Source organism: Pseudomonas sp. GW821-FHT09E12, from assembly GCF_059416085.1.
On record NZ_JBWKOM010000004.1, the window covers coordinates 187,643 to 206,648 of the forward strand.

Consider the following 19,006-nt stretch of genomic DNA (forward strand, 5'->3'; position numbering starts at 1 on the left):
AGCTACGATTTCGTACTGTGGTACGTGGTACGTAATTAAATATTTCGACAGTAATATCTATTTCCTGTTTTCGAACATCCGATTTGGGCATTAGCGCGGTGCCAATGCCACGTTCGAGCGTTCCGCCAGCGGGTGTCAGATCGTTTCTGTCATTGGCCACTCCTGCAGTGGCCGCGAGCGCGCCTGGGCGTATGCTGGGCAACTTTCTGGCGTTTGGCTGATTCATATGCTGCAAGGGCGCTGCCCCACACTCATGTGCATTCGCTTAAACCTGGGCGTTCAGGACCAAGAGAGGATTCGATGACTTACCTTGCTGCCGAAAACCGCTACGACTCCATCCCCTACCGCCGCGTCGGATGCAGCGGCCTGGTGCTGCCGGCGCTGTCCCTGGGCCTGTGGCACAACTTCGGCGACAGCACGCCGATCGACACCCAGCGTTCGTTGCTGCGCACCGCCTTCGACCTGGGCATCAACCACTTCGACCTGGCCAACAACTACGGCCCGCCCTATGGCAGCGCCGAAATCAATTTCGGTCGTTTGTTGCGTGAAGACTTCAAGCGGTATCGCGACGAGCTGATCATCTCCAGCAAGGCCGGTTGGGATATGTGGCCCGGTCCGTATGGCCAGGGCGGTGGCTCGCGCAAATACGTGCTGGCCAGCCTCGACCAGAGCCTGCAGCGCCTGGGCCTCGACTATGTGGATATCTTCTATTCCCACCGCTTCGACCCGGACACCCCGCTGGAAGAAACCGCCAGCGCTCTGGCCACCGCGGTGCAGCAGGGCAAGGCGCTGTACATCGGCATCTCGTCCTATTCCGGGGTGAAAACCCGCGAGATCGCGGCCCTGCTCAAGGAATGGAAAGTGCCGCTGCTGATCCACCAGCCGGCCTATAACCTGCTCAACCGCTGGGTGGAAAAGGACCTTTTGGACACCACCGAAGAACTCGGCGCCGGGGTGATTGCCTTCACGCCGTTGGCCCAGGGCCTGCTGACCGACAAGTACCTCAATGGCATTCCCGAGGATGCGCGGGTCAACCGCCCGGGCGGTGGTTCGTTGCAAGCCTCGCACCTGTCCGAGGCCAACCTCGCCCATGTGCGCGGCCTCAACGAAATCGCCCAGCGTCGTGGCCAGAGCCTGGCGCAACTGGCTCTGGCCTGGACTCTGCGCGATTCGCGGGTGACCTCGGCCCTGATCGGCGCCAGCCGGCCGGAGCAGATCGTCGAGAACGTCGGCGCATTGCAGAACCTGAACTTCAGCGCCGAAGAACTGGCAGAGATCGATCGTTTTGCCCGCGAAGGCGGGATCAATCTGTGGGAGAAGCCTTCAACCGCGGAATAGAACCTGCCGTCATGTTGCAAGGCTGCCGCGGCTTCTGTAGGGGCCAGGCTTGCCGGCGATCGCGGCGGTATGTTGTGTCAGGCATGCCGCCATCGCGAGCAAGCTGCGCTCCTACAGAGCCGGGTTCAAACCTCGAGTGGCAGCCAGGGGTTGATAACGATCAACCCTGTATCGCTGAAGTCCTTGGCGTTACGGGTGGCGATCGCCGCGTCGTGGACGCGGCATATGGCCGCAATTTGCGCATCCACCAGGCTGATCGGACGCCCCAGGCTTTCCCGGTGCGAAATCAGATGGGCGTAGTAAAGAGCCGCCTGGGTCCCGAAGGGCACGATGCGGTCGATGAAGTCTTCCTCGAACATCGCCAGCGCCGACGCATGGAGCATCTGTTTGCGCTTGCCGTGGGGCAGGCGCGCGATGCCGTGAAGAATCTCGGCCATGGTCATGGCGCTGATGTAGAGGTCTTCGACAGGTTGCGCTTCGATCCACAGCAATACCGATGCGTCCGGTTGGGGACGCATCAGTTCCGACAGCACATTGGTGTCGAGCACGATCATTCGCCCAGATCCACCACGCGTGCCGGCTCGGTACGTTCGGGCAGCTCAAGCTTCACTCCGCCGGCCTCGGCAAAGCGTGCCCGGATACGACTGGCCAGGCCTTGGCTGTCGGTTGTTCTGTTCAGGGCGCGGCGCAAAATCAAGCGGGCTTCTTCTTCCATGGAGTGGCCGTTGTGGGCGGCTTCGATGCGCAGGCGCTCTTTGATGTGGTCGTCCAGGTTTCGGATTGTCAGGCTGGCCATGGGTTCCTCCGAATGAAATCAATGCAATCATTGATAGCATAGCCGCGCGTCATCGAGGGTGGGCAACCACTTATCGTTTGGTGACGCCGCAATCACCCGCCAGTCCTGCTGCAGTCATGAGTATCGGTTATCGGAAAAACGGCACATCCCCGAGAATCGTCGCGCGGTGCATCACGCGGCGTTGCGGGCGGTAGTCGTCGACCGCGTAATGCTGGGTCACGCGGTTGTCCCAGAAGGCCACGTCGTTGATTTGCCAGCGCCAGCGGATGGTGAATTCCGGGCGGGTGGCGTGGGCGAACAGCAGTTTCAGGATGACTTCGCTTTCGCTGTCCGACAGCTCGTTGATCCTGGTGGTGAAGCCTTCGTTGACGAACAGCGACTTGCGCCCGCTGACCGGGTGGGTGCGGATCACCGGGTGCGACAGCGGCGGGTTTTTCCTCTTGGCTTCTTCCCAGCGCGCCAGGTCCTGCGGAGTATTGCCGAAGCGTTCCAGGGGGAAGGACTTGATGAACTCGTGAGTCGCGGTCAGGCCTTGCAGCAGGTTCTTCATCGGCTCCGAGAGCGCCTCATAGGCCGCGATGCCGCTGGCCCACAGGGTATCGCCACCGTATGCCGGCAACAGCTTGGCGCTGAGCACCGCGCCCAAGGCCGGGGTCGGCAGGAAGGTCACGTCGGTGTGCCAGATGGCGTTGTCGCGTACGTCGGTTTGCGCGGTGTCGAGGATCAGTACTTGCGGCTGTTCCGGCACGTTGGGGTAGATCGGATGGATATGCAGGTCGCCAAAGTTCGCCGCGAAGCGCGCCTGTTGCTGTGGGTCGATCGGTTGGTCGCGGAAGAACAGCACCTGATGCTGGAGCAGCGCCTGCTCGATGATGTCGCGCTGTTCGCTGGCCAGCGGTTGGCTGATATCGACGCCGCTGATCTGGGCGCCCAGGGCGGAGCTTAAAGGGGTGATGGTCAGGCTCATGTCGTTCTCGAAGTCAGGTGTGGCTACAGGGCTACAGATACAGGGTTTCAATGGGCCTGGCCGTGCCAGGGCACCAGCTTGCGCTGCAGGGCGCGCAGACCCATTTCCATGGCGAAGGCGATCAGGGCGATGACCAGGATCCCGAGTACCACCACATCGGTGACCAGGAACTGCGCGGCGGACTGCACCATGAACCCCAGGCCGCTGGTGGCGGCGATCAGTTCGGCGGCGACCAGGGTCGACCAGCCCACCCCGAGGCCGATGCGCACGCCGGTGAGGATGTCCGGCAGGGCGCTGGGCAGGATCACATGGCGAATCAGCTGGGCCCGGGTCGCGCCCAGGGACTGCGCGGCGCGCAGCCGGGTCGGGTCCACGGTGCGTACGCCGGTGGCGGTGGCGATGGCGATCGGGGCGAAGATCGCCAGGTAGATCAGCAGCACCTTGGACAGCTCGCCGATGCCGCACCAGATGACGATCAGCGGCAGGTAGGCCAGGGGGGGAATCGGCCGGTAGAACTCGATCAGCGGGTCCAGCACGCCACGGGCGATGCGGTTGTGGCCGATGGCGATGCCCACCGGAATCGCGCTCAGCACGGCAAAACCCAGGGCCAGGCCGATGCGTCCGAGGCTTGCGCCCAGGTGCTGCCACAGGGTGGAATCCATATAGCCGCTGGTCACCAGCAGCCAGCCCTTTTGCAGCACGGCGGAAGGTGGCGGCAGGAACAGTGGTTCGATCAGGCCGCTGGCCGTCACCGCCCACCATAGGGCGAGCAGCACGACCAGGGTCAGCACGCTGATCCAGCGAGTGCTCAGGCTGCGGCGCAGGGGCACCGCGGTGTGCGGGTTAGCGGCTTTGGTCGTGGTGGCCGGGAGGTCGTAGCTGTTCATGCGCGCTCCTGCCGCAAGACGGCACTGCGTTGGGAGAACACCCGGGCCAGCACGTGTTCGCGGGTTTCAATAAAGCGTGGATCGGACTTGATTGCCCGGGCCGATTCGCCGGCCGCGTAACGCCGGCCGAAGTCCAGGCTCAAGCGCTCGACGATTTGCCCCGGGTTGGGGGCCAGCAGGATCAGGTCGGTGGCGAGGAACACCGCTTCCTCGATGTCGTGGGTAATCAGGAACACCGGCTTGGCGGTGCGTTGCCAGACCTGCAGCAACAGCTCCTGCATCTGCTCGCGGGTGAAGGCATCGAGGGCGCCGAAGGGCTCATCCATCAGCAGCAGCCGCGGGTCGGCGGCCAGGGCGCGGGCCAGTCCCACACGCTGGCGTTGTCCGCCGGAGAGCTGCCAGATGCGCCGCTTGTCGAAGCCGGCCAGGTCCACCAGCGCGAGCATTTCCCGGGCGCGGGCTTCGCGCGGGTCGCGGGCAATGCCGGCCAGTTCGAGGCCGAAGCCGACATTGGCCAGCACGTCCTGCCAGGGCAGCAGGGCATCGTCCTGGAACACCACGCCGCGTTCGGCGCTCGGACCGGCGACTGGCACTCCGTCCAGGGTGATACGTCCGGCGCTGGGTTCGACGAAACCGGCGATCAGGTTCAGCAACGAAGTCTTGCCACTGCCGGAAGGGCCGAGGGCGACCAGCAACTGCTGGGGCCCGAGCGTCAGGGAAATATCCGCCAGCACCGGTTCGGCGGCGCCGGGGTACTGTGCGCTGATGCGCTCCAGTTGTAGCAAAGCCATGACGGCGCGCTCCTTGTTCAAATGCAGCCTTTGTCGAGGTGAGATGCTGTACGAGAAGCGCCGGGCCTGGGCCCGGAGACCTCTGCGGCTGACCTTCAGTGGGTGATGTACTTGGCGCTGACGTATGGCGCGTAATCCGGCAGTACCGCCTCGACCTTGCCCTGTTCCTTGAGGAAAACCGCGGTGTCGGTGATGGCCTTGGTGGTCGGCGCGCCAAGGCTGATGACCTGGTCGGCCGCCAGCGGGTAGACGTTGCCCTGCAACAGCAGCGGAATGTCGCTGGCCTTGGCGCCGGAGAGTTTCACCAGCTTGTCGACGTTGCTCTGCTCGGCCAGCCAGGCTTTTGGGTCCTTGCGGTAATCGGCGTAGGCGTCGAGGGTCACCTTGGCGAAGGCGGTAACGATTTGCGGGTGCTTCTCGGCGAAGTCCTTGCGCACGATCCAGGCATCGAAGGTCGGCGCGCCGAACCGGGCCAGTTCGCCGGAGGTGATCAGCACCTTGCCGTTTTCCTTGGCCACGCCCAGCGCCGGGTCCCAGACGTAGGTGGCGTCGATGTCGCCGCGCTTCCAGGCAGCGATGATCGCCGGTGGCGCGAGGTTGAGAATCTGTACTTTCGCTGGGTCGATTTTCCAGTGCTTGAGCGCGGCCAGCAGGCTGTAGTGACCGGTGGAAACGAAGGGCACGGCGACTTTCTTGCCGACCAGGTCCTGGGGCGTGTTGATCCCGGATCCATCGCGGGCCACCAGGGCCTCGGCGGCGCCGATCTGGGTGGCGATGAGGAAGGTTTCCACCGGCACCTTGCGGGTGATCGCGGCGGTCAGCGGGCTGGAGCCGAGGTAGCCGATCTGCACGTCACCCGAGGCGATGGCGGCGATGATGTCGGCGCCGTTGTCGAACTTGCGCCAGTCGATCCTGGCCTGGGTGGCCTTTTCGTAGGTGCCGTCGGCCTGGGCGACTTTCGCCGGATCGACGGTGGTCTGGTAGGCGACGGTGACGTCGGCTGCCTGGGCGAACAAGCTCGCGGTAGCCAGGGATACGGCCGCCAGAAGGCGAAGGGGAAAGTGCATTTTCATCATGAAGCTCCTCGACAGGCGGCCAAGTGTGGACGTGGGAGGAGACTAAATGATCTAAGAATCTAAAAATAAATAACTTTTTAGAATTAGCTTAAAAGAGGAATCTTCTAAAGAGAGCACTTTTTTGAAGGGGAGCGCTTTGCGCTCCATCGCGAGCAAGCTCGCTCCTACAGGACAGTACTGTGTAGGAGCGAGCTTGCTCGCGATACAGGCGGCGCGGTGTGTCAGTTACTGATTGCCAGGATACTCGCCTGGTACGAGCCGACAAACACGTCGAAATCACCGACCTCGTTGCGTTCCAGCTCGGCCTGTTGCAGCAGGGAGCTGCGCGCGGCTTCTTCGAAACGCGCCTGGTCTTCCTTGCTCAGGGGCTCGCTGCGGAAGAACTCGGCGTGGGCCAGGCTCTGGCGCAGGGAGAACTGGCTGAAGCTTTCCTTGTGCTCCTGCATGGTGGCCAGGACCTGGGCCGAAGGCGTCAGGGACGAATCCTTGACCTTGGCCAACTGGGCGTCCAGCGCCTTGCCGTGGGCGTCGCTGCCGTGGCTGCGATCGAGCAGGGCGGCCAGCGGTGCGATCTTTTCCAGCAGCTCGCCGGCCCATTCCTTGAGCTCCACCAGTTGTCCCTGGCGCAGCAGGTGCAGGCCCGGACGACGACCTTCCTTGACCACTTTGAGGAAGTTCGAGGTGGCGTTGCCGCACTCGTTGTTTTCCAGCAGCGGACTCTCGTTGAGCGCGCAATACAGCAGGAAGGCGTCGAGGAAGCGGGCTTCCTGCACGTCGATGCCCATCGGCAGGAACGGGTTGATGTCCAGGCAGCGCACTTCGACGTACTGGATGCCGCGGGCCATCAGCGCCTGGATCGGCCGCTCGCCGGTGTAGGTCACGCGTTTCGGGCGGATGTTGGAGTAGTACTCGTTTTCGATCTGCAGGATGTTGGTGTTGAGCTGGACCCACTCGCCGTCCTGATGGGTGCCGATCTCCACATAAGGCGCGTACGGCGTGGCGACGGCCTTGCGCAGGCTGTCGGTGTAGCTGTTCAGGTCGTTGTAGCAAGGGGTCAGGCCGGCCTGGGCGTTGCTCTGGTAGCCCAGGTCGCTCATGCGCAGGCTGGTGGCATACGGCAGGTACAGGGTCTCGGCGTCCAGTTGTTCCAGCTGGTGCGAGCGCCCGCGCAAGAAACCCGCGTCCAGCGCCGGCGAGGCACCGAACAGGTACATCAGCAGCCAACTGTAGCGGCGGAAGTTACGGATCAGCGCGATGTACGCCGACGACTGATAGTCGCGGTCGCTGCCGACGAAACCTTCGGCCTGCTTGAGCAGCGGCCAGAGCTGCTCCGGCAGGGAGAAGTTGTAGTGGATCCCGGCGATGCACTGCATGGTCTTGCCGTAACGCAGGGCCAGGCCCTTGCGGTACACATACTTGAGCTGGCCGATGTTGGAGGTGCCGTAATAGGCGATCGGGATGTCTTCCTCGGCCGGCAACGGGCACGGCATCGATGGACTCCACAGGTACTCGTTGCCGAGCTTGCTGTAGGCGAAACGGTGAATCTTGTCGAGGCTGGCCAGGGTGTCAGCCGGATCGGCCAGGGCCGGAGTGATGAACTCCAGCAGCGACTCGGAATAATCGGTGGTGATCTGTTCGTTGGTCAGCGCGGAACCCAGTTCTTCCGGGTGCGGGGTCTGCGCCAGGCGCGCTTCGCCGGTCACGCGCAGGCATTCGCGCTCGATACCGTGCAGGCACTGCTCGAGCAGAGAGAGGTTAGCGCGCTCGCCGAGCAGAGCCAGGCGGCGGTTGAGAAGTTCGCTCAAGTTGGATTCCTTCACGCGTCAGTCGCCCCAATATGGGGGTGGGCAGGACGGTCTACAAGGGTGAAGTTGAAACTGGCGTTTTCGCCTGGTCGTTGAGCCTTGCCGGCCCGCTTTGCAACGCCATTGCTTCATCCTTGATCTGGCTCTTGCACGCGCAAAAAAACTCCGGCGCCGTGTGTGCAGCGCCGAAATTAACTCAAATCGAGGTTGAGGGGCTATAGAACAGCGAACGTGCCTTGTGCTTTAGCGACCAGTTTGTCGCCTTGCATCACATCGGCCTCGACCACCAGGGTGCGGCGGCCCGGGTGGAGCACCCGGGCGTGGCAGACCACGTCGCCCTCGGCGACGGCGCGGATGTAGTTGATCTTGCACTCGATGGTCGCGCTCTGCTGGTCGAAGCCGTGGGAGCTGGAACAGGCCAGCCCCATGGCGATGTCGACCAGGCTGAAGATCGCCCCGCCGTGCAGCTTCTGGCCGCGATTGCGCAGCTGCGGCGTCAGCGTCAGGGCGACGTCGGCTTCCCCGACCTCCAGGCGCTGCAGACGGCAGCCGAGCAGTTGGCTGAACGCGCTTTCGGTCAAGCCGGCCGGGATCTCCATCAGCGTTTCTTCAACTGCTTGGCGTTGGCGAACAGCGACGCCATGGCGTTGTTGGTCGGGGCCGCAGTCACGGTTTCCTTGCGCGGGGCGCTATTGCCCGACGAGCGTGGCGCCGAGCCTGGGCGCGAACCACGAGCGCCGTCGATCTTCTCGCCCGGGGTGTCGCTCATGCGCATCGACAGACCGACGCGTTTGCGAGGGATGTCGACTTCCATGACCTTGACCTTGACCACGTCGCCGGCCTTCACCGCCTCACGCGGGTCCTTGATGAACTTCTCCGACAGCGCCGAGATGTGCACCAGGCCGTCCTGGTGCACGCCGATGTCGACGAAGGCGCCGAAGTTGGTGACGTTGGTCACCACGCCTTCGAGGATCATCCCCAGTTGCAGGTCCTTGAGGTCTTCGACGCCTTCCTGGAACTCGGCGGTCTTGAACTCGGGACGCGGGTCGCGGCCCGGCTTGTCCAGTTCCTGGAGGATGTCGGTGACGGTCGGCAGGCCGAAGGTCTCGTCGGTGAACTTCTTCGGATCCAGGCGCTTGAGGAAACCGCTGTCGCCGATCAGCGAGCGGATGTCGCGGTCGGTCTCGGCGGCGATGCGCTGCACCAGCGGGTAGGCTTCCGGGTGTACCGCGGACGCGTCCAGCGGGTTGTCGCCGTTCATCACGCGGAGGAAGCCGGCGGCCTGTTCGAAGGTCTTTTCACCCAGGCGGGCAACCTTCTTCAGCGCGGCGCGGGTCTTGAACGCACCGTTTTCATCGCGGTGGCTGACGATGTTCTGCGCCAGGGTGGTGTTGAGGCCGGAGATCCGCGCCAGCAGGGCCACGGACGCGGTGTTGACGTCCACGCCGACGGCGTTCACGCAGTCCTCGACCACCGCATCCAGGCCACGGGCCAGCTTCAGCTGCGACACGTCGTGCTGGTACTGGCCGACGCCGATGGATTTCGGATCGATCTTCACCAGCTCGGCCAGCGGGTCCTGCAGGCGGCGGGCGATGGACACCGCGCCACGGATCGACACGTCGAGGTCGGGGAATTCCTTGGCGGCCAGTTCCGACGCCGAATACACCGAAGCGCCGGCCTCGGAGACCATGACCTTGGTCATGCGCATGGCCGGGTATTTCTTGATCAGCTCGGCGGCCAGCTTGTCGGTTTCCCGGCTGGCGGTGCCGTTGCCGATGGCGATCAGGTCCACCGAGTGCTTGGCGCACAGCGCGGCCAGCACGGCGATGGTCTGGTCCCACTTGTTGTGCGGTACGTGCGGGTAAACGGTGGCGTGGTCCAGCAGCTTGCCGGTGGCATCCACCACCGCCACCTTGCAGCCGGTGCGCAGGCCCGGGTCGAGGCCCAGGGTCGCGCGCGGGCCGGCCGGAGCGGCCAGCAGCAGGTCGTGCAGGTTGTGGGCGAAGACGTTGATCGCCTCGGTTTCCGCGCTATCGCGCAGCTCGCCCAGCAGGTCGGTTTCCAGGTGGGTGTAGAGCTTGACCTTCCAGGTCCAGCGCACCACTTCGCCGAGCCACTTGTCGGCCGGGCGGTTCTGGTTCTGGATGCCGACCTGCTGGCCGATCATGCCTTCGCACGGGTGCATGGTGCCCGGCAGTTCGTCGCCGACTTTCAGCGCGGAGCTGAGGATGCCTTCGTTGCGGCCACGGAAAATCGCCAGGGCGCGGTGCGATGGCATGCTCTTGAGCGGTTCGTCGTGTTCGAAGTAATCGCGGAACTTGGCGCCTTCCTCTTCCTTGCCGGCGATCACGCGGGCACTGAGGGTGGCTTCCTGCTTGAGGTAGTTGCGCAGCTTGTCCAGCAGGCTGGCGTCTTCGGCGAAGCGCTCCATGAGGATGTACTTGGCGCCTTCGAGGGCGGCCTTCACATCGGCCACGCCTTTTTCCGCGTCGACGAAGCGCGCGGCTTCGCTTTCCGGGGTCAGGCTCGGGTCGTTGAACAGGCCGTCCGCCAGTTCGCCGAGGCCGGCTTCCAGGGCGATCTGGCCCTTGGTGCGGCGCTTCTGCTTGTACGGCAGGTAGAGGTCTTCGAGGCGGGTCTTGGTGTCGGCGAGCTTGATGTCGCGGGCCAGCTCCGGGGTCAGTTTGCCTTGCTCCTCGATGCTGGCGAGGATGCTGATGCGCCGTTCGTCGAGTTCTCGCAGGTAGCGCAGGCGCTCTTCCAGATGACGCAACTGGGTGTCATCGAGGCTGCCGGTCACTTCCTTACGGTAGCGGGCGATGAAGGGCACGGTGGAGCCTTCATCCAATAGAGCGACGGCCGCTTCGACCTGTTGTGGGCGTACGCCGAGTTCCTCGGCAATGCGGCTGTTGATGCTGTCCATAAAACCACCTGACAAATTGTGAAGCAGGCTCGCCGGCACGGAAAATTGGCCTTGGCGAGTCTGGTTGAGCGGCCTGGCGTGCGCCGCTGCCTGGATCAAAAGGCTGCCTGTTGACCCGTGAAATCGAACAATTACTGCCTGGCCGGGAAAAATAAAAAGTGGCCACGGGCGGTAACGATCAGACGTTGCCTGACACAAAAGGCGGCGCATTATAACCAGCGTTCCAGTCTTCGGGGGTATCGGCCCACTGGCGGCCGACGGCGGGTTTTCTGGCGGTAGAGGAAAAATCTGCTAACAATGCACACGGTGCGTATAACGGCAGCTACGCCATAATGCGCACCGAGATAAAAGGAGCATCTGATGAGCAGCACTGCACAAACTGCCGAAGGCGAAAAAATTCTTATCGTTGACGATGACCCCGGGCTGAGCAGCCTGCTGGAGCGCTTCTTCGTCAGCAAGGGCTACCGTGCCCGCGCGGTTCCCAACACCGAGCAGATGGACCGTCTGCTGGGTCGCGAAGTCTTCAACCTGGTCGTCCTCGACCTGATGCTGCCTGGCGAAGATGGCCTGACCGCATGCCGCCGCCTGCGCAGTGCGAACAACCAGATCCCGATCATCATGCTCACCGCCAAGGGCGACGAGCTGAGCCGCATCAAGGGCCTGGAACTGGGCGCCGACGATTATCTGGCCAAGCCGTTCAACCCCGACGAGCTGATGGCGCGGGTCAAGGCCGTGCTGCGTCGCCAGTCGGCTCCGGTGCCGGGCGCGCCGGGCAGCGAAGACGAAAACGTCACCTTTGGCGACTACGAGCTGTCCCTGGCCACCCGCGAACTCAAGCGCGGCGCCGAAGTGCACATGCTCACCACCGGTGAGTTCGCGGTGCTCAAGGCCCTGGTGATGAACGCTCGCCAGCCGCTGACCCGCGACAAGCTGATGAACCTGGCCCGTGGCCGCGAGTGGGATGCCCTGGAACGTTCCATCGACGTGCAGATCTCCCGCCTGCGCCGGATGATCGAACCCGATCCGTCCAAGCCGCGTTATATCCAGACGGTCTGGGGCGTGGGTTATGTGTTCGTGCCGGATGGCACCACCACCAAGTGACCGATGATTTGTAGGAGCGAGCGCCCGGGCCGGCAAACGACCCGGGCGCTCGCATTCCGCAACTCTGCGAGCGCGGCTCGCTCCTGCAAAGCGTGTAATGGCTGTTTATGAAAACCCCGCTGTGGTTCCCGCAAAGCTTCTTCTCCCGCACCCTCTGGCTGGTGCTGATCGTGGTGCTGTTCTCCAAGGCGCTAACCCTGGTTTATCTGCTGATGAACGAGGACGTGCTGGTGGACCGCCAGTACAGCCACGGCGTGGCCTTGACCCTGCGCGCCTATTGGGCCGCCGACGAATCCAACCGCGACCAGATCGCCGAGGCCGCCGGGCTGATCAAGGTGGTCGGCAGCGGTGTGCCGGCGGGCGAGCAGCATTGGCCCTACAGCGAGATCTATCAGCGGCAGATGCAGGCCGAACTGGGCGCCGACACTGAAGTGCGCCTACGCATGCATGCGCCGCCTGCGCTCTGGGTGCGCGCGCCGAGCCTGGGCGACGGCTGGCTGAAAGTACCGCTGTATCCGCACCCGCTGCGGGGGCAGAAGATCTGGAGCGTGCTCGGCTGGTTCCTGGCCATCGGCCTGTTGTCCACGGCGTCGGCGTGGATCTTCGTCAGCCAGCTCAACCAGCCGCTCAAGCGCCTGGTCTATGCCGCCCGGCAACTGGGGCAGGGGCGCAGCGTGCGCCTGCCGATCAGCGATACGCCAAGCGAGATGACCGAGGTGTACCGCGCCTTCAACCAGATGGCCGAGGATGTGGAACAGGCCGGGCGCGAACGCGAGCTGATGCTGGCGGGGGTGTCCCACGACCTGCGCACGCCGCTGACCCGCCTGCGCCTGTCGCTGGAGTTGATGGGCAGCCACAACGACCTGACCGACGACATGGTCCGCGACATCGAAGACATGGACGCGATTCTCGATCAGTTCCTGGCCTTTATCCGCGACGGTCGCGACGAGTCGGTGGAGGAGGTCGATCTCAGCGATCTGGTGCGCGAAGTGGCGGCGCCCTACAACCAGAACGATGAAAAGGTGCGTTTGCGCCTGGAGCCGATCCCGCCGTTCCCGCTGCGTCGGGTGTCGATGAAGCGCCTGTTGAACAACCTGATCGGCAACGCGTTGAACCACGCCGGTACCGAAGTCGAAGTCGCGGCCTATGTGTCGGGCGACACCAGCGCGCCTTATGTGGTGCTGAGTGTGATGGACCGAGGCGCGGGCATCGATCCGTCGGAGCTGGAGGCGATCTTCAACCCCTTCACCCGCGGCGACCGTGCCCGGGGTGGCAAGGGCACTGGCCTGGGCCTGGCCATCGTCAAGCGGATCGCCTCGATGCACGGGGGCAATGTCGAATTGCGCAACCGCGCCGATGGCGGCCTGGAAGCGCGAGTGCGGTTGCCGTTGGGATTATTGCTACCCAGGGATGCGGTTTGACCTGTAGCCGCTGCCGCAGGCTGCGATAAGGCCGGGCCACGCTGGTCGCAGGACCTTCGCTCGATTTGCGAATGCTGCGTCTGCTACGCAGCCGATCGCAGCCTGCGGTAGCGGCTACAGCTCAGCCTTTTCCTTTGGTCCGGGTCATGTTCGGGCCACCGTTTTTCTCGATGTGCTCGATGATGATCCCCGCCACGTTCTTGCCCGTGGTGGTCTCGATGCCTTCCAGGCCCGGTGAGGAATTCACTTCCATCACCAGCGGCCCGTGGTTCGAGCGCAGGATATCCACGCCCGCCACGCTCAGGCCCATGACCTTGGCCGCGCGCAGGGCGGTCATGCGTTCTTCCGGGGTGATCTTGATCAGGCTGGCGCTGCCGCCACGGTGCAGGTTGGAGCGGAACTCGCCGGGCTTGGCCTGGCGTTTCATCGCGGCAATCACCTTGTCGCCGACCACGAAGCAGCGGATGTCGGCGCCTCCGGCTTCCTTGATGTACTCCTGGACCATGATGTTCTGCTTCAGGCCCATGAAGGCCTCGATCACCGACTCGGCCGCGGTGGCGGTTTCGCACAGCACCACGCCTATGCCCTGGGTGCCTTCCAGCACCTTGATCACCAGAGGCGCGCCGTTGACCATCTCGATCAGGTCGGGAATGTCGTCCGGCGAGTGGGCGAAGCCGGTCACCGGCAAGCCGATACCGCGCCGGGACAGCAGTTGCAACGAGCGCAGCTTGTCCCGCGAGCGGGCGATGGCCACCGACTCGTTGAGCGGGAACACGCCCATCATTTCAAACTGGCGCAGCACCGCGCAGCCGTAGAAGGTCACCGAGGCGCCGATCCGTGGAATCACCGCATCGAAACCTTCCAGTGGCTTGCCGCGGTAGTGGATCTGCGGTTTGTGACTGGCAATGTTCATATAGGCGCGCAGGGTGTCGACCACCACCATTTCATGGCCACGCTCGGTGCCGGCTTCGACCAGGCGACGAGTGGAATACAGACGCGGGTTACGCGACAGCACAGCGATCTTCATGCAACACCTGTGGCAGAGGTAGTGGACACCGGGAACACCGGTTTGTCTTGAACGTATTTGATCCCTGGATTGACCACCAACTGGCCATCGATCAGGGCTTTGGAACCGAGCAGCAGGCGATAGCGCATGGCCTTGCGGCAGGCGAGGGTGAACTCCACCCGCCAGACCCGATCGCCGAGCGCCAGGGTGGTGCTGATCACATAGCGTACCTGTGCCTGGCCGTTGGAGCTTTTAATGGTTTTCATCGCCACCAGCGGTGCTTCGCAACGCCGGTGACGCAACTGCACCACGCTGCCCAGGTGCGCGTTGAAGCGCACCCACTGCTCACCGTCGCGCTCGAACGGCTCGATCTCGGTGGCATGCAGGCTGGAGGTGCTGGCGCCGGTATCGATCTTGGCGCGCAGGCCGGCGACTCCCAAATCCGGAAGCGCCACCCACTCGCGCAGACCCACGACGGTCAAATGGTCAAATGTCTTCAAATGTGCTCAACCGCTGAGGAACCCGCTCGTACCGTCAAGCGGCCGAATTCGCGGTATTCACGCAGAATAATGGGTAAAAGGCGACAGATATCTAGGCCCGGATCCACAGCGCCCGGACGGGCTGCTGCGAAGCCTCGCATTCTAAACCGGGCCATCGCAATTCATGGCACGAGAGAAACGGTAGTACAGTTCGAAAATATTTCAGAATGAGGACATGCCATGGCACAAAAAGCCGAAGACGACGACAAGGTCCGTCTGGATAAATGGCTGTGGGCGGCGCGCTTCTACAAGACCCGTGCCCTGGCCAAGGCCGCCATCGAAAGCGGCAAGGTGCACCACCGTGGCGAGCGCTGCAAACCGGGCAAGGAGCCGAGGGTCGGCGACGAGTATGAGATACGCACCGGCTTCGACGAGCGCACCGTGGTGGTCCAGGCCCTGTCGATCGTGCGTCGTGGGGCGCCGCAAGCGCAGGCTCTCTATACGGAAACCGAAGCCAGCATCGCCAAGCGGGAAAACGCTGCCGCCCTGCGCAAGGCCGGCGCCCTGGGTGTGAGCACCGATGGCAAGCCGACCAAGAAACAGCGGCGCGACCTGTTCAAATTCCGCAGCAGCGAATAGACCCTTGGCCTTCTGAACCCTGCGGGTTCAATCGCCAGCAAGCTGGCTCCTACACAGCCGGCGCACCGCTCAACCCCCTGTAGGAGCGAGCTTGCTCGCGATCCGCGGCAAATCCGAAGAGTCAGGCCGCCCGCACCACGCTCAGGCGCGACAGCAGCGGTAGCTTGCCCAGCAGGTTGAACAGCGGGTTGGTCGCCCGCAGCAGGAAGTCCGAGGCCTTGGCCGCGTACGGGGTGTAGTAGCCCCAGCCGAGTGCCCAGACCGCCAGCAGCACGCCACCGATATAGTCGTCCTGGCCCCAGTGCGCGCCGGCCACCAGGCGCGGCATCATGAACAGCAGGGTCAGGCCCCAGATCACCAGGAATTGGCCGACGCCGCGGCTGAACACACTCATGAACAGCGCCCAGATCAGCAGCACCGAGGCGTGGTCACCGGGGAAGCTCTGGCTGGAACGGTCCTTGAGCTCCCAGGTTTTTTCCCAGTGCGGGAAATAGTCGCTCATGTGCACGGTATCCTGGAGCATCATCGACGGGCTGTCGTGCTGCCAGTCCATGGCGTCGGCGAGCCTGGAGAACCACAAGCGGATAATCAGCATCAAGACCAGGATCGACAGGAAGCCGAAAAAGGCCCGGCGTATGTCCACGGCCTTGAACACCCAGTCACCGCGGATCAAAAGTGTCAGCAGGATCAGCCCGACTATCGCGTCGAAAGGCCGCAGGCTGGCCACGGCCCAGATATGCAGCCAGGTGGAGTTGCTCGCAAGGGGAGCATTCAGCAGGCGGAACAGCCATTCGTCGAACATCACACAAAGCATGTGCCCGCTTGGCCATAACCAGAAACCCAGCAGTGCCAGAGGGAGCAAATTGCACAACACCAGCTTGCCGAGGTTCCACCTTGCTTGGAACAAACCCGGATTGTTCATAAAATGCCTCCAATGGCAGAAAATCGCGCACCGTAACAGTGCAAAAAACGCAATTTTCATATCTTGTAACCATTTTGTCATCACTTCAGATACCCAAACCTATGACTCATTTGCCGGATACCGACTTCACCCAACGCTTCATCTTCGATGACAGCGACGCCCGCGGCGAGCTGGTGGCGTTGGAGCGCAGCTATGCCGAAGTGCTCGCCAAACACGCTTACCCGGAGCCGGTCGCGCAACTGCTCGGCGAGCTGATGGCGGCGGCCGCGTTGCTGGTCGGCACGCTGAAGTTCGATGGCTTGCTGATCCTCCAGGCCCGTTCCGAAGGCCCGGTGCCATTGCTGATGATCGAGTGCTCCAGCGAGCGCGAGATCCGTGGTCTGGCCCGCTACGACGCGGAGCAGATCGCCCCGGATGCGACCCTGGCCGACCTGATGCCCAATGGCGTGCTGGCCCTGACCGTCGACCCGACCCACGGCCAGCGCTACCAGGGCATCGTCGATCTGGATGGCGCCACCCTGTCGGAATGCTTCACCAACTATTTCGTCATGTCCCAGCAGGTCGGCACCCGTTTCTGGCTGCACGCCGACGGTCGTCGCGCCCGTGGCCTGCTGTTGCAGCAACTGCCGGCCGACCGCCTCAAGGATGAAGAAGAGCGCGCCGCCAGCTGGCAGCACATCACCGCGCTGGGCAGCACCCTGACCGCCGACGAACTGCTGAGCCTGGACAACGAAACCGTGCTCCATCGCCTCTACCATGAAGAAGCCGTGCGCCTGTTCGATGTGCAGCCGTTGCGCTTCCGTTGCAGCTGCTCGCGGGAACGCTCGGGCAATGCGCTGGTCAGTCTGGGTCTGGAGGATGCGCAGAAGCTGGTGGTCGAACACGGCGGCAGCATCGAGATCGATTGCCAGTTCTGCAACGAGCGCTACCTGTTCGATGCGGCCGATATCAGCCAATTGTTCGCCGGAGCGGGTGTCGAGTCGCCGTCAGATACTCGTCACTAAAACGGTTCAGCGCAGGTAAATCACCTGGCAAGCGCCGGATTAACGCCGTTCTGACGGGAGGGCCCTACTCTTTTTGGGCTTTTCTGGCATAATCCGGCGCACTTTTTTCGCGGTAGTAGTGCACGACTTTCTACTACAAAACGTTTGGAGCACTCGGCCACTGGCCGACGGGGAACCTCATGACGCAAGCCAATAACGCCGTGTACACCGATCTGAGTGTTGATGATCTGGTCAAAGAAGCCCTGAAGCGCGGTGAAGGCGAGCTTGCCGATACCGGCGCGCTGGTTGTTCGTACCGGTCACCGTACCGGCCGTTCGCCAGTCGATCGTTTCATCGTTGAAGAGCCGAGCACCCAGGACGCTATCGCCTGGGGCCCGATCAACCGCAAGTTCCCGGCCGACAAGTTCGATGCCCTGTGGGCTCGCGTCGAGGCGTTCAACAACGCGCAAGAGCATTTTGTTTCCCATGTGCATGTAGGTGCTTCCGACGAGCACTACCTGGCCGTGAAGATGACCACCCAGACTGCCTGGCAGAACCTGTTCGGTCGTTGCCTGTTCATCAATCCGGCCCAGTACAACCCGGCTGGCCGTGACGAGTGGCAGGTGCTCAACGTTGCCAACTTCGAATGCGTTCCAGAGCGTGACGGCACCAACTCCGACGGTTGCGTGATCCTCAACTTCGCTCAGAAAAAAGTGCTGATCGCCGGCATGCGCTACGCCGGTGAAATGAAGAAAGCCATGTTCTCGGTACAGAACTTTCTGCTGCCGGCCGCCGACGTGCTGCCGATGCACTGCGCCGCCAACATTGGCGAAGAAGGCGACGTGACCCTGTTCTTCGGTCTGTCCGGCACTGGCAAGACCACCTTGTCCGCCGATGAAAGCCGTTACCTGATCGGTGACGACGAGCACGGCTGGGGCGAGGGCGTGGTGTTCAACATCGAAGGCGGTTGCTATGCCAAGTGCATCGACCTGTCCGAGAAGAACGAGCCGGTCATCTGGAAAGCCATCAAGCATGGCGCGGTGCTGGAAAACGTTGTGCTGGACGACGCCAAGAAGGCTGACTACGCCGACGGCAGCCTGACCCAGAACAGCCGCGCCGCCTACCCGCTGGAGCACGTCGAGAAGCGTTCCGAGAAAAACCTCGGTGGCGAGCCGAATGCCGTGATCTTCCTGACCTGCGACCTGACCGGCGTACTGCCGCCAGTCTCGATCCTCAGCGAAGAACAAGCTGCCTACCACTTCCTGTCCGGCTACACCGCTCTGGTGGGGTCGACCGAAATGGGCTCGGGCGCCGGCATCAAGTCGACCTTCTCCACCTGCTTCGGCGCACCGTTCTTCCCGCGTCCGGCAGGCGAATACGCAGAGCTGCTGATCAAGCGCATCCGCGGCTTCGGTTCCAAGGTCTACCTGGTCAACACCGGCTGGACCGGCGGTGGCTACGGCGTTGGCAAGCGCTTCAACATCCCGACTACCCGTGGCGTGATCGCCGCCATCCAGAGCGGCGCTCTGGTCGGTGCCGAAACCGAGCACCTGGGCACCATCAACCTGGACGTGCCACTGGCCGTTCCAGGTGTCGAAACCGGCCTGCTCAACCCACGCAACACCTGGGCTGACAAAGCCGCCTACGACGAAGCCGCCAAGGCCCTGGCCGGCCTGTTCATCGAGAACTTCAAGAAGTTCGACGTGAGCGACGCCATCAAAGCTGCCGGTCCGAAGCTGTAAGCATCGGGTAAGTGGTTCAAGAAGCCGCCCTTCGGGGCGGCTTTTTTGTGGGCGTCATTCAGTCCTGTTCAAACACTAGGCGGCTTGTCCGAGCGGTTCAATAAGCCAGATTCGATGCGATTTGTAAGGT

The 19,006-nt window shown here is 63.1% G+C and carries 18 protein-coding genes; 6 read left to right on the top strand and 12 right to left on the bottom strand.

The genetic code is table 11. From position 1 onward, the window contains the following. The first annotated feature begins 300 nt into the window (after positions 1 to 300). Entirely contained in the window at positions 301 to 1,338 is a 1,038-nt protein-coding gene (mgrA, locus tag AC07PQ_RS12780; RefSeq protein ID WP_493185636.1) for an L-glyceraldehyde 3-phosphate reductase, read from the top strand. Between the two features lie 125 nt (positions 1,339 to 1,463). Here the strand turns inward: mgrA and AC07PQ_RS12785 are convergent, their stop codons facing one another. The 9 genes from AC07PQ_RS12785 to AC07PQ_RS12825 form a co-directional block, all read right to left on the bottom strand. Next, complete coding sequence (locus AC07PQ_RS12785) at positions 1,464 to 1,892, bottom strand: type II toxin-antitoxin system VapC family toxin (RefSeq protein WP_062824000.1); 429 nt, start codon at positions 1,890 to 1,892, stop codon at positions 1,464 to 1,466. Continuing rightward, positions 1,889 to 2,134 carry a FitA-like ribbon-helix-helix domain-containing protein gene (locus AC07PQ_RS12790; RefSeq protein WP_062823999.1) on the bottom strand — a complete coding sequence of 82 codons (246 nt, stop codon included), beginning with the start codon at positions 2,132 to 2,134 and terminating at the stop codon, positions 1,889 to 1,891. Before AC07PQ_RS12790 ends, AC07PQ_RS12785 begins: the two co-directional genes overlap by 4 nt. Positions 2,135 to 2,261: 127 nt before the next feature. Continuing rightward, a complete protein-coding gene (tauD, locus tag AC07PQ_RS12795; RefSeq protein WP_007925276.1) occupies positions 2,262 to 3,101 on the bottom strand; it encodes a taurine dioxygenase in 840 nt (279 codons plus the stop codon). A gap of 47 nt (positions 3,102 to 3,148) precedes the next feature. Beyond that, positions 3,149 to 3,988, bottom strand: a complete 840-nt coding sequence (tauC, locus tag AC07PQ_RS12800) for a taurine ABC transporter permease TauC (protein ID WP_007925274.1) — start codon at positions 3,986 to 3,988, stop codon at positions 3,149 to 3,151. Then, entirely contained in the window at positions 3,985 to 4,779 is a 795-nt protein-coding gene (gene tauB, locus AC07PQ_RS12805; RefSeq protein WP_053259265.1) for a taurine ABC transporter ATP-binding subunit, read from the bottom strand. Before tauB ends, tauC begins: the two co-directional genes overlap by 4 nt. 95 nt (positions 4,780 to 4,874) lie before the next feature. Then, positions 4,875 to 5,852 (bottom strand): taurine ABC transporter substrate-binding protein, encoded by a 978-nt coding sequence (tauA, locus tag AC07PQ_RS12810; RefSeq protein ID WP_007925265.1) that lies wholly within the window; start codon positions 5,850 to 5,852, stop codon positions 4,875 to 4,877. 224 nt (positions 5,853 to 6,076) lie between these two features. Then, positions 6,077 to 7,660: a glutamate--cysteine ligase gene (gene gshA / locus AC07PQ_RS12815; RefSeq protein ID WP_493185637.1), complete on the bottom strand. Its 1,584-nt coding sequence runs from the start codon at positions 7,658 to 7,660 to the stop codon at positions 6,077 to 6,079. 215 nt (positions 7,661 to 7,875) lie between these two features. Beyond that, complete coding sequence (locus AC07PQ_RS12820; RefSeq protein ID WP_016702565.1) at positions 7,876 to 8,259, bottom strand: PaaI family thioesterase; 384 nt, start codon at positions 8,257 to 8,259, stop codon at positions 7,876 to 7,878. Then, positions 8,259 to 10,583 carry a Tex family protein gene (locus AC07PQ_RS12825; RefSeq protein ID WP_101336509.1) on the bottom strand — a complete coding sequence of 775 codons (2,325 nt, stop codon included), beginning with the start codon at positions 10,581 to 10,583 and terminating at the stop codon, positions 8,259 to 8,261. The genes AC07PQ_RS12820 and AC07PQ_RS12825 overlap by 1 nt, the downstream gene beginning before the upstream one ends. Positions 10,584 to 10,943: 360 nt before the next feature. Here AC07PQ_RS12825 and ompR point away from each other — a divergent pair, with 360 nt between their 5' ends. Together ompR and AC07PQ_RS12835 are read left to right on the top strand one after the other, a co-directional pair. Then, positions 10,944 to 11,684, top strand: coding sequence for an osmolarity response regulator transcription factor OmpR (gene ompR / locus AC07PQ_RS12830; RefSeq protein WP_007925257.1), 741 nt, complete (start codon positions 10,944 to 10,946; stop codon positions 11,682 to 11,684). A 107-nt stretch (positions 11,685 to 11,791) separates the two neighbouring features. Beyond that, the gene (locus AC07PQ_RS12835) at positions 11,792 to 13,105 is read left to right on the top strand and encodes an ATP-binding protein (protein WP_009041700.1); all 1,314 of its coding nucleotides are present in this window, start codon (positions 11,792 to 11,794) and stop codon (positions 13,103 to 13,105) included. A gap of 121 nt (positions 13,106 to 13,226) precedes the next feature. Here the strand turns inward: AC07PQ_RS12835 and rimK are convergent, their stop codons facing one another. After that, positions 13,227 to 14,132: a 30S ribosomal protein S6--L-glutamate ligase gene (rimK, locus tag AC07PQ_RS12840; protein WP_007931744.1), complete on the bottom strand. Its 906-nt coding sequence runs from the start codon at positions 14,130 to 14,132 to the stop codon at positions 13,227 to 13,229. After that, the gene (gene rimB / locus AC07PQ_RS12845; protein WP_007931742.1) at positions 14,129 to 14,611 is read right to left on the bottom strand and encodes a retropepsin-like aspartic endopeptidase RimB; all 483 of its coding nucleotides are present in this window, start codon (positions 14,609 to 14,611) and stop codon (positions 14,129 to 14,131) included. Before rimB ends, rimK begins: the two co-directional genes overlap by 4 nt. 219 nt (positions 14,612 to 14,830) lie before the next feature. Here rimB and AC07PQ_RS12850 point away from each other — a divergent pair, with 219 nt between their 5' ends. Beyond that, a complete protein-coding gene (locus AC07PQ_RS12850; RefSeq protein ID WP_274305244.1) occupies positions 14,831 to 15,229 on the top strand; it encodes an RNA-binding S4 domain-containing protein in 399 nt (132 codons plus the stop codon). Between the two features lie 121 nt (positions 15,230 to 15,350). Here AC07PQ_RS12850 and AC07PQ_RS12855 read toward each other — a convergent pair whose 3' ends face one another. After that, positions 15,351 to 16,151, bottom strand: a complete 801-nt coding sequence (locus tag AC07PQ_RS12855; RefSeq protein WP_493185638.1) for a phosphatase PAP2 family protein — start codon at positions 16,149 to 16,151, stop codon at positions 15,351 to 15,353. Between the two features lie 101 nt (positions 16,152 to 16,252). On the opposite strand from AC07PQ_RS12855, the gene hslO reads away from it, so the two are divergent. Continuing rightward, positions 16,253 to 17,155 carry an Hsp33 family molecular chaperone HslO gene (gene hslO, locus AC07PQ_RS12860; RefSeq protein WP_007931739.1) on the top strand — a complete coding sequence of 301 codons (903 nt, stop codon included), beginning with the start codon at positions 16,253 to 16,255 and terminating at the stop codon, positions 17,153 to 17,155. A 179-nt stretch (positions 17,156 to 17,334) separates the two neighbouring features. Continuing rightward, positions 17,335 to 18,876 carry a phosphoenolpyruvate carboxykinase gene (locus AC07PQ_RS12865; protein WP_087089600.1) on the top strand — a complete coding sequence of 514 codons (1,542 nt, stop codon included), beginning with the start codon at positions 17,335 to 17,337 and terminating at the stop codon, positions 18,874 to 18,876. The last annotated feature ends 130 nt before the right edge of the window (positions 18,877 to 19,006 follow it).

Bases quoted from the DNA above. Each gene is read 5' to 3' on its own strand.
- rimK (WP_007931744.1), bottom strand. From the start codon at position 14,132: ATGAAGATCGCTGTGCTGTCGCGTAACCCGCGTCTGTATTCCACTCGT.
- ompR (WP_007925257.1), top strand. From the start codon at position 10,944: ATGAGCAGCACTGCACAAACTGCCGAAGGCGAAAAAATTCTTATCGTT.
- AC07PQ_RS12865 (WP_087089600.1), top strand. From the start codon at position 17,335: ATGACGCAAGCCAATAACGCCGTGTACACCGATCTGAGTGTTGATGAT.
- AC07PQ_RS12825 (WP_101336509.1), bottom strand. From the start codon at position 10,583: ATGGACAGCATCAACAGCCGCATTGCCGAGGAACTCGGCGTACGCCCA.
- AC07PQ_RS12790 (WP_062823999.1), bottom strand. From the start codon at position 2,134: ATGGCCAGCCTGACAATCCGAAACCTGGACGACCACATCAAAGAGCGC.
- tauD (WP_007925276.1), bottom strand. From the start codon at position 3,101: ATGAGCCTGACCATCACCCCTTTAAGCTCCGCCCTGGGCGCCCAGATC.
- AC07PQ_RS12835 (WP_009041700.1), top strand. From the start codon at position 11,792: ATGAAAACCCCGCTGTGGTTCCCGCAAAGCTTCTTCTCCCGCACCCTC.
- tauC (WP_007925274.1), bottom strand. From the start codon at position 3,988: ATGAACAGCTACGACCTCCCGGCCACCACGACCAAAGCCGCTAACCCG.
- AC07PQ_RS12820 (WP_016702565.1), bottom strand. From the start codon at position 8,259: ATGGAGATCCCGGCCGGCTTGACCGAAAGCGCGTTCAGCCAACTGCTC.
- AC07PQ_RS12850 (WP_274305244.1), top strand. From the start codon at position 14,831: ATGGCACAAAAAGCCGAAGACGACGACAAGGTCCGTCTGGATAAATGG.
- tauA (WP_007925265.1), bottom strand. From the start codon at position 5,852: ATGAAAATGCACTTTCCCCTTCGCCTTCTGGCGGCCGTATCCCTGGCT.
- mgrA (WP_493185636.1), top strand. From the start codon at position 301: ATGACTTACCTTGCTGCCGAAAACCGCTACGACTCCATCCCCTACCGC.
- AC07PQ_RS12855 (WP_493185638.1), bottom strand. From the start codon at position 16,151: ATGAACAATCCGGGTTTGTTCCAAGCAAGGTGGAACCTCGGCAAGCTG.
- AC07PQ_RS12785 (WP_062824000.1), bottom strand. From the start codon at position 1,892: ATGATCGTGCTCGACACCAATGTGCTGTCGGAACTGATGCGTCCCCAA.
- tauB (WP_053259265.1), bottom strand. From the start codon at position 4,779: ATGGCTTTGCTACAACTGGAGCGCATCAGCGCACAGTACCCCGGCGCC.
- hslO (WP_007931739.1), top strand. From the start codon at position 16,253: ATGACTCATTTGCCGGATACCGACTTCACCCAACGCTTCATCTTCGAT.